General features: G+C 58.4%; 14 protein-coding genes. 6 read left to right on the top strand and 8 right to left on the bottom strand.

Annotation, left to right across the window (positions count from 1 at the left end; genetic code table 11):
* Window position 1: 1 nt before the first annotated feature.
* From QLG10_RS24270 to purM, 7 genes are all read right to left on the bottom strand, one after another.
* Window positions 2-862 (bottom strand): pirin family protein, encoded by an 861-nt coding sequence (locus QLG10_RS24270; RefSeq protein ID WP_110746330.1) that lies wholly within the window; start codon window positions 860-862, stop codon window positions 2-4.
* A 62-nt stretch (window positions 863-924) separates the two neighbouring features.
* Window positions 925-1,341, bottom strand: coding sequence for an OsmC family protein (locus tag QLG10_RS24265; protein ID WP_033044272.1), 417 nt, complete (start codon window positions 1,339-1,341; stop codon window positions 925-927).
* Window positions 1,342-1,929: 588 nt separating this feature from the next.
* Complete coding sequence (locus QLG10_RS24260; protein ID WP_282488176.1) at window positions 1,930-2,628, bottom strand: DUF4225 domain-containing protein; 699 nt, start codon at window positions 2,626-2,628, stop codon at window positions 1,930-1,932.
* Window positions 2,621-3,121 carry an Hcp family type VI secretion system effector gene (locus QLG10_RS24255; protein WP_282488175.1) on the bottom strand — a complete coding sequence of 167 codons (501 nt, stop codon included), beginning with the start codon at window positions 3,119-3,121 and terminating at the stop codon, window positions 2,621-2,623. The genes QLG10_RS24260 and QLG10_RS24255 overlap by 8 nt, the downstream gene beginning before the upstream one ends.
* 436 nt (window positions 3,122-3,557) lie before the next feature.
* Complete coding sequence (locus tag QLG10_RS24250) at window positions 3,558-4,271, bottom strand: DUF3108 domain-containing protein (protein WP_110746332.1); 714 nt, start codon at window positions 4,269-4,271, stop codon at window positions 3,558-3,560.
* 8 nt (window positions 4,272-4,279) lie between these two features.
* Window positions 4,280-4,930: a phosphoribosylglycinamide formyltransferase gene (gene purN / locus QLG10_RS24245; protein ID WP_020799790.1), complete on the bottom strand. Its 651-nt coding sequence runs from the start codon at window positions 4,928-4,930 to the stop codon at window positions 4,280-4,282.
* Window positions 4,930-5,988, bottom strand: coding sequence for a phosphoribosylformylglycinamidine cyclo-ligase (gene purM / locus QLG10_RS24240; RefSeq protein WP_110746334.1), 1,059 nt, complete (start codon window positions 5,986-5,988; stop codon window positions 4,930-4,932). The genes purN and purM overlap by 1 nt, the downstream gene beginning before the upstream one ends.
* 385 nt (window positions 5,989-6,373) lie before the next feature.
* Between purM and QLG10_RS24235 the strand changes: the two genes are divergently transcribed.
* The 6 genes from QLG10_RS24235 to QLG10_RS24210 all read left to right on the top strand — a co-directional run bounded on the left by QLG10_RS24235 (window position 6,374) and on the right by QLG10_RS24210 (window position 11,704).
* Window positions 6,374-7,441, top strand: a complete 1,068-nt coding sequence (locus tag QLG10_RS24235) for a DUF2066 domain-containing protein (RefSeq protein WP_020799788.1) — start codon at window positions 6,374-6,376, stop codon at window positions 7,439-7,441.
* A 37-nt stretch (window positions 7,442-7,478) separates the two neighbouring features.
* On the top strand, window positions 7,479-8,552 hold the full coding sequence (locus tag QLG10_RS24230; protein ID WP_110746336.1) for an AI-2E family transporter: 1,074 nt from the start codon (window positions 7,479-7,481) through the stop codon (window positions 8,550-8,552).
* Between the two features lie 198 nt (window positions 8,553-8,750).
* Window positions 8,751-9,455, top strand: coding sequence for a DnaA regulatory inactivator Hda (gene hda / locus QLG10_RS24225; protein ID WP_008063324.1), 705 nt, complete (start codon window positions 8,751-8,753; stop codon window positions 9,453-9,455).
* Between the two features lie 227 nt (window positions 9,456-9,682).
* Entirely contained in the window at window positions 9,683-10,330 is a 648-nt protein-coding gene (locus QLG10_RS24220; RefSeq protein WP_110746338.1) for an NlpC/P60 family protein, read from the top strand.
* A gap of 165 nt (window positions 10,331-10,495) precedes the next feature.
* Window positions 10,496-11,032, top strand: coding sequence for a C40 family peptidase (locus tag QLG10_RS24215; protein ID WP_188264471.1), 537 nt, complete (start codon window positions 10,496-10,498; stop codon window positions 11,030-11,032).
* Between the two features lie 18 nt (window positions 11,033-11,050).
* The gene (locus QLG10_RS24210) at window positions 11,051-11,704 is read left to right on the top strand and encodes a class I SAM-dependent methyltransferase (protein ID WP_282488174.1); all 654 of its coding nucleotides are present in this window, start codon (window positions 11,051-11,053) and stop codon (window positions 11,702-11,704) included.
* Window positions 11,705-11,783: 79 nt separating this feature from the next.
* Here the strand turns inward: QLG10_RS24210 and QLG10_RS24205 are convergent, their stop codons facing one another.
* Window positions 11,784-13,097 (bottom strand): sorbosone dehydrogenase family protein, encoded by a 1,314-nt coding sequence (locus QLG10_RS24205; RefSeq protein WP_282488173.1) that lies wholly within the window; start codon window positions 13,095-13,097, stop codon window positions 11,784-11,786.
* Window positions 13,098-13,139 lie beyond the last annotated feature (42 nt).

The raw sequence follows: 13,139 nt of genomic DNA, 5'->3' as shown, positions 1-13,139 counted from the left end.
CTTAAGGCAGTTCAATCCTCTCAACTTCCCCCGGCACCGTTGGCCAATCCCCGGCCGCCCAGCGCCGCCGCGCTTCATCGATAGCCGCCGGGTCGCTCGCCACGAAATTCCAGTTGATCCGCCGTGGCCCGTCCAGTGGCGCGCCACCGAACACCACCGCATGACAGTCGCTCTCGGCGAACAATGTCATCTCTTCTCCGGGCGGCAACACCACCAGCGAATGCGGCTCTATCGATTCGCCATCCAATTGCACTTCACCGCTCAACACATACAGTGCGCGCTCTTCATGCTCGGTGGGAATCAGCAAGGTCGTCGCCGTTTGCAGGTGCAGTTCGGCATACAGCGTAGGGGAAAGTACCGGCACTGGCGACTCCAGGCAAAAGCCCGAGCCTGCGATCATGCGGATCTTCACCCCAAGGTTCTCGCTGACTGGCAAGGTGCTCGCCGGGTGATGACTGTAGTGTCCCGGGCCCTGCTCCCGGTCTTTTGGCGACGCCAGCCAGATCTGCAGGCCGTGCATCGTAAAGCCGCTTTCTTTCAGTGCCTGGGGTGTGCGCTCGACATGGGCGATCGCGCTGCCGGCGGTCATCCAGCTGACATCACCGGCATTCACCACCTGATCCGAGCCAAGGCTGTCCTTGTGCTGCAGCTGGCCTTCAAAGAGGTAGGTGAGGGTGGACAGGCCGATGTGCGGATGCTGGCGGATGTTCATGCCTTCTCCCGCGGCGTAGCGGGTTTGCAGCATGTGGTCGAAAAACACGAAGGGCCCGACATTGCGGCATTTGGCTGACGGCAAAGGGCGAAGAATCGGTTGGCCTTCGACATCTTCTGCGCGGGGGCGGATCACGAGCGGAGTGTTCATGGTGCGTTCCAGGCTGAGCGGGTGATGCGGTCGAGCATAACCCGCTTGCGCAGCCGTTGCCGCTATTGGCTGAACGCGCCTTCGGACAGATGGGTTTCGATGCTGACTTCACTGCTGGTCATCAGCTTGTGTACCGGGCAGCGGTCAGCCACGCGGTGCAGCTCTTCGCGCTGGGCGTCGGTGAGTACGCCCTTGAGGGTCAGTTTCACATGCAGGGCATATTTGCCTTTCTGCTCTTCACTGTTGTCGCGTTTGACCTCCACGCCAACCCCCGTCAGCGGAATGTCCTTTTTCTTCGCATACATCTTCAAGGTCAGGGCCTTGCAGGCGCCCAGTGCGGCATCGAAGTAATCGTGTGGCTCCGGGGCCGAGCCTTCGCCGCCGGCGGTGACGGGCGCATCGGCAAAGAGTTCGTGATCATCGATCTGTACGGTATGGCGCAATCCTTCGGCGGAGACGGTATTGACGGTGACAGTCATAGGAAACCTCGCAAGCGACGGGAAAGGTCATTCGATCAAAAAAGGTGTTGAAGGTATAGAGCCATTGTGTTTTTCGGTCGTTCCAATTTTCGATCCTGAGAGTAAGTGCGATGGCGGAAATGCTGTTCGTTAAAACGGAGCAGTCTTGTGAGTCACTGGAATCGGTTTTTGAAATGTCACCTTCCTCGGCTTCGATCCGCAAGCAAGCTGTTGCCTGAGATCCCCATTGGCGTTCTTTCACTGAAACCAGTCAAATTCGATTACAAATGGTTTTCTGGTGCCGTCCGAAGAAATGTTGATTTGTTTTGCAAGGTCGTATTAATCTCGATGCTCACATCGGTTGGATATGATGGCTAATGAATCTTGAAAATATTCGATACCATATCGCAGTCACTCTCTTGGTTTTAGGGTGTTCAATTCCGATCATGGGAATGGTGGTCTGGGTAATCACTGAGATAATCCCACTTGAAGGTCGGACCTTGAAAATTGCTTACTTAACAACCTATGTGTTTATAGTATTGTTTGGTTTGCGATTTTACATTCCAAGAATGCGCGGTATGACATAAAGTGGCAGCGTATCATCCAACATTATGGATTGCTTAGTGTCGATTGATTTTCTTCGTCAATGGCGTTCAATGTGATAGAGTCAACTAATCCTTCAAAGAGCAAAGCCAGCCTCCCAGTTTGCTGATAGCTCCGCTCATTACTAATAGGGTCAAATCGAAAAAGCTGTACAGAGCCCGGCTTTCGCACAACTCTGAACATTCCGTATCCCGACAAAATTAAGTCTGTTGTGTAGTACGCCATATTGCCGCTGTAGCTATCCCTAAATAACGCCTGATAGCCGCGCCGAATAGGTCCTTCAGTGGTAGGCATGTCTGGGCCGTTATAAATATTAGCCGCACCTTCGGCGATATTGTTAGCTCCGTGACTGACTAGAAGTGCGCCTGGAATAACACCGACTCCCCAAGATGCGCCCGTAACCACCACCCCTGCTTTAATCTGTGCGCCTCCTGCTAGAATACTGATGCCGTTCTGAGTATAAAAAAACGCCTTGGATAATAGCTCTGCGTGCTCATCCCTGATCTGTTGCAGCCCTTCCCATGCGCTTATCACGCCCTCATCAACGGCCTGAATAATCTCATCAGCATAGGCAGATACAATCGATCCAAATCGTAGCCGCTCAATGCCATCAGGGATGTGCGCCATGCCTACGCTGCAGCCAGCTGCAACCAAATCTGAAGCCGCTCTGGTCACGTCATGAATATCACAGGAAGTTTCATTCATTCTCATTCATCCAGCTACTATAGGCGCTCGTTGCTCCCGGAATGTGCGCCCAAACAATGTCTCTATATCGAATAGATACCAACTCTTGCGGCTCTGCATCATTCATGCGAATTGCATGCAGTACCTGCTGACTGATATGCGCAATACGTGCCCCGGTGAGGCGAATGGAATAATACCGCTCTTGCCCTCCAGTCGAAGCAGTTCGGTATAAATTGATGGTGCAGTCCAGTTCTTCACCTTCATGCAGTGCGCTCGCCAGCAGCGGTGATGATTTGTCGATGGCTTTGGTTATCATGACAGGCATGTGTTTACCGCGACCACCGGTAATGCTTCCGTCATTGCCTGCAACCATATCATGCGAAAAAGCCAGCACCATGATTTCGTCCTGATGACCGAATTGACACTTGTTGCCGATAGAGCTCTGGCCTGAGCAGCCGGCAGAAATCTTCCCTTGACGCTTACCGGTAATGCTCATGTAACTATGGCTCGCCATTAAAATCGCTCCTTAATTTATAGGGAGCACCAGATTATAGGAAAAGTGTCGATCCAAGTTGTAGGCTGTTTCTGAAAATGTAATTTATCACCCGCGTTTTTTGATTAGGAAATCGCTGTGGGAAATTGCGACATAGTTTGTAGGATTAAGGTGTCAGGGAAGATCTAGTGTGTGTGCTAAAAAAGCACCCGGCGTTTGAAAGTCGGTTTATTAAATTGTCTTTATTGTTGTGTTCGAATGTTTTTCGGCGGGGATGTATGAAGTGTGGGTGCTAGTATCGTATAGGCTAAAGAGTAGCCAAGGGCGAGCGCTCCTGTTCAGCAGAAAAAATCCGATGCCAGAGGTCTGGCATCGGATTTTCGGGGAAGCTCGCAGGGGTTAATTGCTTAAGCAGGCAGCGTTGCCGCTATGGCGACGTTTCACATGTCGATTCGGCTCAGCTGCCTTTAACCGGCTTGCCATTGACCTTGCCGTCCAGGAGCATGATGTTGTACTCCTTGCCGTCGGTCTCGACCTGTTGCAGGCGGACCAGCAGGTAATCCCAGTCCTTGGCGAACCACAGCACGGTGATGCGCTTGCTTTGTGTCGGGTCGCGCACGCGCTCGACCTTGATTGCATCGATCTGGCCAGCCTTGGTGTCGACTTTTTCCGCACCCAGCACGCGGAAGTCATAGGTATCGACTTCGCCATCATCGACCACCTGGTAGCTCATGCTTTTCTTGCCAGCGGCCACGTCATGCTGCAGTGCCAGCTGGTAGGTGGATTTGTCGAGCATGCCGCGGTTCAGCGGGATATTGACCGCGTCACCACGATCAGTGCCGGTGACCTTCTTGGCGGTCCAGTCGAAGTCCAAGTCGGCCTTCTTGGCTTTGCCCAGGCCTCCGCGTTCGAAATGGTAGGACTGTGGCAGCAAGGTGTCCTTGTCGACGGTCAGGGTGCTTTCTTCGGACAGGCTGGCGATCATCATCGACGCCTTGAAGTTGAGCTTCCAGACGCCGTTGGCTTGCTTGGTCAGGCTGCGTTCAGCCGTGCCGCTCATGGGCAACTGTTTCCAGTCGGCGGTGTAGCTGGCGGAGAACGGTTGAAGGTCTGCGGCCTGTGCGAAGGGCAGGGCGAGCAGAGCACAAGCGAAGAGCAGGGCGCGACGCATAAAATCTCCTAGGTTCGAATCAAGTGGCCGCTGGGCGCAAGCAACTGTCCATCCAGTAAAGCACCTTGTTCACTGAGCGATAGCCGGCCTTCGGCAAACCAGCGTACGGCCATGGGGTAGATCAGGTGTTCCTGTACATGGACCCGCTGCGCCAGGCTCTGCGGCGAGTCGTGCAACTCTACCGGTATTACTGCTTGTACGACCAGTGGTCCGCCATCGAGTTCCTCGGTGACAAAGTGCACGGAGCAGCCGTGTTCGGCGTCCCCGGCCTCCAGCGCGCGCTGATGAGTGTGTAACCCTTTGTATTTGGGCAACAGCGAGGGATGGATATTGAGCAGGCGACCGGCGTAATGGCGTACGAAATCAGCGCTGAGAATGCGCATGAATCCGGCCAGCACCACGAGTTTGGGATTGAAGGCGTCGATCAGTTCGATCAGCGCGGCGTCGAAGGCCTCGCGGCCTTCGAAAGCCTTGTGATCCAGGGTGCGGGTTTCGATACCCGCGTCCCTGGCACGTTGCAGGCCGTAGGCGTCGGCGCGGTTGGAGATCACCGCAGCGACGCGGACCGGGCTGTCGCCGGTCTGCGTGCTGTCGATCAAGGCCTGCAAGTTACTGCCGGTGCCGGAGAGCAGCACCACGACATCACAGGTCTGGGACATCAGTGAGCCTTGAGGTTCTTCAGTTCAACCTGGGCCGCGCCTTCGGCAGCGGTGGCGATCTGACCGATGACCCAAGGCTGCTCGCCAGCTTCACGCAGCACGTTCAGCGCGGTTTCCACGTGCTCTTGAGCCACGCAGATAACCATGCCCACGCCGCAGTTCAGCACGCGGTGCATTTCGTTTTCGTCGACGTTGCCTTTTTCCTGCAGCCAGTCGAACACCGCAGGGCGAGTCCAGCTTGCCACGTCAACCACCGCTTGTGCGCCTTTTGGCAATACGCGCGGGATGTTGTCCAGCAGGCCGCCACCGGTGATGTGGGCCATGGCCTTGACCGCGCCTGTTTCCTTGATCAGCTTGAGCAGCGGCTTCACGTAGATACGGGTCGGGGCCATCAGCAGGTCGGTCAGCGGCTTGCCGTCGAGCTGGATGTTCTCGATGTCGGCACCGGACACTTCGATGATCTTGCGGATCAGCGAATAGCCGTTGGAGTGCGGGCCGGAAGACGGCAGGGCGAGCAGCGCATCGCCAGCAGCAACCTTGGAACCGTCGATGATCTCGGCTTTTTCCACGACGCCAACGCAGAAGCCGGCCAGGTCGTAGTCTTCGCCTTCGTACATGCCTGGCATTTCCGCGGTTTCACCGCCCACCAGGGAGCAACCGGACAGTTCGCAACCAGCGCCGATGCCGGTCACCACCTGGGCGGCGGTGTCGACGTTGAGCTTGCCGGTGGCGTAGTAGTCGAGGAAGAACAGCGGCTCTGCGCCGCACACCACCAGGTCGTTGACGCACATGGCAACCAGGTCGATGCCGATGCTGTCGTGCTTGTTCAGGTTCAAGGCCAGGCGCAGCTTGGTGCCGACGCCGTCAGTACCGGAAACCAGCACGGGCTGCTTGTAGCCGGCCGGGATTTCGCAGAGGGCGCCGAAACCGCCCAGGCCGCCCATGACTTCCGGGCGCGCAGTGCGCTTGGCGACGCTCTTGATGCGTTCGACCAATGCTTCACCGGCGTCGATGTCTACACCGGCGTCCTTGTAGCTCAGGGAGGGTTGCTTGCTCATGATCCAGGCCTTTAGGGGGGATTTCTGGGTAACGACCGAGTCCAGCGGGACCGCCGACATCGACGAAGGTGATTGCCTCACGCGATATTCGAGGGTGCCCGGCTGTTGCCGGTCTGCGAAGGCGCGCGATTTTATCAGGCTTGAAGGGCAGCGGCCATCCTCAGGCCGACGGCAGGGGGCATATCGGCCGAAAAAAACTGCCATTACCCCGTGTGGGTGACATCCTGCTCGCCTGTACGGGGTGTCGTCATTAACCGTCTATCGTTAGCACAGAGCGAAAACTTACCCAGGGCGTGTGAATGTTTTGCGTTCGGCAATGGTCACAGCCTTGCCCGATCGTCTTCATGCGGTCTGTTCCAGCCGCCTTTGTCCTCAGGAATATTCCATGGGTTTTTGTAAATTCTTGTTTGTGGGCTGTTTGTCACTGGTTAGCCTGACCAGCCTGGTAGGCCATGCTGAAACAGTCAAGGGCCTCTATCAAGTGCGCGAACCGGTCAACGGCCAGTCGCCGGAGGAGCGTGAGCAAGCCACGCAGCGAGCGCTCGATACGCTGGTCTTGCGCCTGACCGGCGATCCCAAGGCACCGCAGAATCCCGGGTTGGCGGCGATTCGCAAAGATCCGCAGCAAATCATCAGCCAGTACGGCTTCGAGGCAGGTCCGCCGGAAGTGTTGAAAGTCGATTTCGACCCGGGCACCACCGATCAGGCGTTGCGTCGGGCCGGGTTGGCAATGTGGGGCGCCAATCGGCCGTCGATACTGGGCTGGTGGTTGAACGACTACACCGAGGGTTCGAGCCTGGTGGGCGATGGTCAGGCCGGTGCGACACCCCTGCGCCGCGCCGCGCAACACCGTGGTTTACCCCTGCGTCTGCCGCTGGCGGACTTGAACGAACAAATCGTCGGCACCGGGCCGAATCTGGAAAGTGCCGATCCGTCGGCACTGCGCAGCGCGTCACAGCGCTACAATGCCGACGCCTTGCTGGCGGTGCATGCCCGTGAAGAGGGCGGCCAGTGGCAAGCCAAGTGGCAATTGTGGCTGGGCGACCAGAAAGAGGCCGGCAGCGCCCAAGGCGCCGATCAAGCCGCTTTGGCGGACGCGGTGATGCTGGCGGTCAACCAACGGCTGGCGCCTCGATTTGTCGCCAAGCCCGGGGCCTCGGCCGCGCAGTTGCTGGAAGTCCAAGGCATGAATCTGGAGCGGTATGCGACCCTGGGGCGCCTGTTGGAGCCTTTCGGTGGTCGTCCGCAAAGTGTCGACGGCGACCGGATTCTTTATCGGGTCAATGGCAGTACCGATCAACTGCGAGCGCAATTATCGCTGGCCAGGTTGCAGGAGGTTGCGGGGGAGCCGGCGCCGGTGCCCGCGGTGCCGGTCCAGCCTGTCGCCGGTGGTTCGGTACCCGCGGTAGCGCCCGCACCGGCACCGACGCCGCAATTGCGTTTCCGCTGGTAGGATTTTCTTTCTTTATATAGAAGCAATGGAGTGGTTCATGGCCGATACGCGGCGTTGGTTCTGGTTGGGTGGAGTGCTGTTGCTCTGCGCGTTTGTCTGGCTGTTGCACCCGATCCTCACGCCGTTCCTGGTGGCGTTGTTGTTGGCCTATCTGTTTGACCCCCTGGTGGATCGGCTGGAAAACGCCGGGTTGTCCCGGACCTGGGGCGTGATTGCGGTATTTGCGTTGTTCACCCTGATCTTCACCACGCTGTTGCTGGTGTTGGTGCCGATGCTCGCCAAGCAGTTGTTTCGCTTGTATGAGCTGGCGCCGCAGATGCTCGACTGGCTGCAACACACTGCATTGCCCTGGGCGCAATCGAAGTTCGGCCTGTCGGAGGGCTTCTGGAAGTTCGACAAGCTCAAGGCTGCGATCAGCGAGCACATGGGGCAGACGACCGACATCGTGGGCGTGGTGTTGAGCCAGGCGACAGCATCTGGTTTGGCGTTGATCGGCTGGCTGGCGAACCTGGTGCTGATTCCGGTGGTGAGTTTCTACTTGCTGCGGGACTGGGACCTGATGATGGCCAAGATCCGCAGCCTGCTGCCGCGCGATCGCGAAGAGCGTGCAGTGGCGTTGGCGGAGGAGTGCCATGAAGTGCTCGGTGCCTTCGTCCGCGGGCAATTGCTGGTGATGGTCGCGTTGGGCGTCATCTACGCTGCGGGTCTAATGCTGGTGGGCCTGGAGCTGGGCCTGTTGATCGGGATGATTGCCGGTCTGGCGGCGATTGTGCCGTACATGGGCTTTATCATTGGCATTGGCGCGGCGCTGATTGCCGGGCTGTTCCAGTTTGGCGGCGATCTGTATCCCATGATGGGTATTGTCGCGGTGTTCATGGTCGGTCAGGCGCTCGAGGGCATGGTGCTCACACCCTTGTTGGTGGGAGACCGCATCGGCCTGCACCCGGTGGCAGTGATCTTCGCCATTCTGGCCGGGGGCGAACTGTTTGGTTTCACCGGTGTGTTGCTGGCGCTGCCCGTAGCCGCGGTAATCATGGTGCTGTTGCGCCATGTCCATGATTTGTATAAGGATTCTGATATGTACAGCGGTGTGGACGAGCCAGAGCTGTAGAGGGGGTCGCGGGCAGCCCGGGATTGACGCCCGGTGGCTGCCCATGGCGCCAGAGAATCTGTCATAAAACCGGTGCGCTAACGCAAACCTTTGATTTTGCTTGTGGTCTGTCGCATTGTGCGGTCGGCTTCACGGGTATAAACTTCGCAAACTTTACACAGAGGCCACTAACGGTTCCTTTGGAACTGTTCAGTCAGCATGAAACCGATTCAGCTGCCCCTAGGTGTGCGTCTGCGTGACGACGCCACCTTCATCAACTACTACCCAGGCGCCAATGCCGCTGCACTCGGCTATGTCGAGCGGCTGTGCGAAGCCGACGCCGGCTGGACCGAAAGCCTGATCTACCTGTGGGGCAAGCATGGGGTAGGGCGTACGCATCTGTTGCAGGCCGCGTGCCTGCGCTTCGAACAGATGGGTGAACCAGCGGTGTACCTGCCGCTGGCCGAGTTGATGGATCGCGGCATCGAGATCCTCGACAACCTCGAGCAATACGAACTGGTCTGCCTGGACGACTTGCAGGCGGTGGCGGGCAAGGCGGACTGGGAAGAAGCGTTGTTCCACCTGTTCAACCGCCTGCGCGACAGTGGTCGGCGCCTGCTGATTGCCGCGTCGACTTCGCCACGCGAGCTGCCGGTAAAGCTGGCGGACCTCAAGTCGCGCCTGACCCTGGCGCTGATATTCCAGATGCGCCCACTCTCAGACGAAGACAAGTTGCGTGCCTTGCAGCTGCGTGCATCTCGCCGCGGCCTGCACCTGACCGACGAGGTCGGGCACTTCATCCTGACCCGCGGTACCCGCAGCATGAGTGCCTTGTTCGAACTGCTTGAGCAACTCGACCAGGCCTCTCTCCAAGCGCAGCGCAAGTTGACCATCCCGTTCCTGAAAGAAACCCTGGGCTGGTAGCCAGGTCCCGTAAATTCAGGGCTTGCAGCGAATTTTGACAGATTCAAGGCGTCAGAAAATCCGCTTTCCTGATGGGAGCAGGCTGCGCAAGTGTCTGGAATGGGCTTTAGCGCTTAGATGTCAGCGGGAAACCAAGAAGTCACAAAAAGTTCGATTGAATTTGCAAATGAGAATGATAGAAGGCATAGTCGCGGCTCTTGATAACTAATTCAGCCACGGTCGTGCCCATGCTAAATCGCTTTGCACCCCTCGTGCCCCTCGCACTCGTTACCCTGTTGTTCGGTTGCGCTGCCCACACGCCAGTGTCCGAGCAAGCGCAACAACAGCAGGTTCAACATTCCGGTACCGCCCAGTCTTCCGCTCTCTATAAGCAAGCGTTTGAGCTCGAAGAAGCGGCTACTGAAAAAGAACTGGCCAGCTTCGCCGACGGCAAGTCGTACCAGCTTCCAGTTCTGGCCGACAGCATCCTCGAACGCGGCATGTCCCTGATCGGTACCCGTTACCGTTTCGGCGGTACCTCCGAAGCCGGTTTCGATTGCAGCGGTTTCATCGGTTATCTGTTCCGTGAAGAAGCCGGCATGAACCTGCCACGCTCCACCCGCGAAATGATCAACGTTGATGCGCCGCTGGTATCGCGCAGTAAACTTGAGCCAGGTGACCTGCTGTTCTTCGCCACCAACGGTCGTCGCGGTCGCGTCAGTCATGCCGGGATCTACCTGGGTGACAATCAGTTCATTCACTCCAGCAGCCGCAAAAGCGGTGGTGTGCGCATCGACAACCTCGGTGACAGCTACTGGAGCAAGACCTTCATCGAAGCCAAGCGAGCACTCGCCATGGCTCCTGCAGCGGCGCCAATCGTCACTGCTCGCAAGTAAGCGCACATTTCGTAAGGCGAACTTAAAGTCTTACTTGAAGTTTGCCTGATAAGCGCTAAAATTCTGATTCATGAATGATGGCAAACCGCCTGCGTGATCCGCAGGCGGTTTTCTTTTCTGCGCTCCCGCAGAAATTAGCCGCAGCCTGATCAGGATGCTCTGCTTATGACGATGTCGGCCCGCCTCGCAATCATGCTGTTCGCAGCGCTGCTCAGTGCCTGTGCCAGCCGTACACCGCCACCTGCGCCGGTAGTTCGCACGCCCGTCGTATTCGCGCCCTCCCAGGACTTTTCTCCAGAAGCGCAAGACGTGCTGTTTCGCGCGTTGGGGCTGGTCGGGACGCCTTATCGCTGGGGCGGCAACACGCCGGACTCCGGATTTGATTGCAGCGGCCTGATTGCTTACGTCTACCGTGATATGGCCGGTATTTCCTTGCCCCGCACCACCCGTGAAATGATCTCCATGCAAGCGGCCAATGTCGGCAAGGAAGGCCTGCAAACAGGTGACCTTATCTTCTTCGCCACCAACGGTGGTTCCCAGGTCAGCCATGCCGGCATCTATGTCGGCGAAGGCCGCTTCGTGCATGCGCCGGCTACCGGTGGTACGGTCAAGCTCGACAGCTTGTCCAAGGCTTATTGGCAAAGAGCCTACCTGAGCGCCAAGCGCGTCCTGCAACCCGAGCATTTGGCGCGCAACCCGTAACCGCCAGAGGGTGATGCCATGACCGCCCGCACGCTCAATCTCGACGATTCGCTCTATCAGTACCTGCTCGACGTCTCCCTGCGCGAAACCCCGCTGCTCAAGCGCTTGCGCGATGAAACCCAGGCGCTGCCCATGGCGCGCTGGCAGGTGGCGCCGGAACAGGGGCAGTTTCTCGCGTTGCTGGTGAAGCTCACCGGCGCGAGGCGTGTGCTGGAAGTCGGCACCTTCACCGGTTACAGCGCCCTGTGCATGGCAGCGGCATTGCCGACTGACGGTTCGCTGATTTGCTGTGACATTCCCGGGGATTACAACGCCATCGCGCACCGCTATTGGCAGGAGGCCGGCCTGTCCGGGCGAATCGACCTGCGTTTGGCACCAGCGCTGGAAACCCTGGGCGCGCTGGATCAGCCTGGCCAGTTTGATTTGATTTTCATCGATGCCGACAAGGCCAACTATCCGGCGTACCTGGAGCAGGCGCTTCGTCTGCTGCGCAGTGGTGGACTGGCGGTGTTCGATAACACCCTCTGGAGTGGCCGGGTGCTTGAGGACAGCCCCGACAGCGCCGATACCCGCGCCATCCAGGCGCTCAATCGTGCCCTGAAGGATGACGCGCGGGTGGATCTGTCGCTGTTGCCGTTGGGGGATGGGCTGACGCTCTGTCGTAAACGCTAAAGATCGCAGCCTGCGGCAGCTCCTACAGGGTGTACACCTTTCAATGTAGGAGCTGCCGAAGGCTGCGATCTTTTGACGTTTATTTAGCCGCCGATACTCGCCACACCTTATTCCCCACATCGTCGGCCACCAGCAGGGCACCTTGCTGATCGATCACCACGCCCACTGGCCGGCCCATGGCTTTTTCCTCGTCATTGAGGAACCCGGTGAGCACATCCACCGGTTGCCCGCTTGGCTTGCCACCGCTGAAGGGCACGAAAATCACTTTGTAACCGCTGTGCGGCTTGCGGTTCCACGAGCCATGCTGGCCGATGAATGCGCCTTCCTTGAATTGCGCTGGCAACCGGCTGCCTTCGGCAAACGTCAGGCCCAGTGAGGCGGTGTGGGGGCCTACCGCGTAGTCCGGAGCAATCGCCCTGGCCACCAGGTCGGGGTTTTGCGGGTCGACACGCTCGTCGACGTGCTGGCCGTAATAACTGAATGGCCAGCCATAGAAGGCGCCGTCTTTCACCGAGGTGATGTAGTCCGGCACCAGGTCGCTGCCGATTTCGTCCCGCTCATTCACGGCCGTCCACAGCGCACCGCTTTGTGGCTCCCAGGCCATGCCGTTGGGGTTACGCAGGCCTGAAGCGAAGATCCTGTGGTTGCCGGTGGCTCGATCCACTTCCCAGATCGCCGCGCGCCCTTGCTCCTGGTCCATGCCGTTTTCGCCGACGTTGCTGTTGGAGCCCACCGTGACATACAGCTTGCTGCCGTCCTTGCTGGCGATGACGTTCTTGGTCCAGTGGTGATTCAGGGTCCCGCCCGGCAGGTCGACGACTTTGATCGGCTGGGACTTGATTGCCGTGTCACCGATTTCATAGCGAAAGCGCAACAGCCGGTCGGTGTCGGCAACGTACAGGTCATTGCCGACCAGGGTCATGCCGAAGGGCGAGTTGAGGTTCTCCAGGAATACCGTGCGGGTTTCGGCAATGCCATCGTGGTTGCCATCTCGCAGCAGGGTGATGCGGTTCGGGCTCGGCACGGCGGCACCGGCGCGCCCCATGACTTTCTTGGTGATCCAACCCTTGATGCCTTTGTTGTCATCGGGCTTGGGCGGGGCATTGGTTTCGGCAACCAGCACGTCGCCATTGGGTAGCACATAAAGCCAGCGCGGATGATCGAGGTTCTCGGCAAAGGCGCCGACCTGAGTACCGCTGGCCGCGACGGGTTTTGCGCCGTCCGCCCAGCCAATGGCCGGGGCGATGTTCATTGTCGGGAACAGTGTCTTGTTCGGTTCGGGGAGCTTGGGGGACGGCCCGGTGCCGTCGGTGACTTGCAAGCGGGCGGTTTCGCCACAGGCGACGAGCCCTCCCGCTAATGCGATGACGAAAACCAGCTCGGATGTGCGCATTGCTGACCTTCCCTATGAATGCAGTGACTTAAATCATAGAGA

Origin of the sequence: Pseudomonas sp. V98_8 (genome assembly GCF_029967975.1) — a bacterium.
GTDB classification, from domain to species: Bacteria; Pseudomonadota; Gammaproteobacteria; order Pseudomonadales; family Pseudomonadaceae; genus Aquipseudomonas; species Aquipseudomonas umsongensis.
The sequence above is the reverse complement of the archived record's forward strand: the minus strand, read 5'-3'. Positions and strand labels throughout refer to the sequence as shown.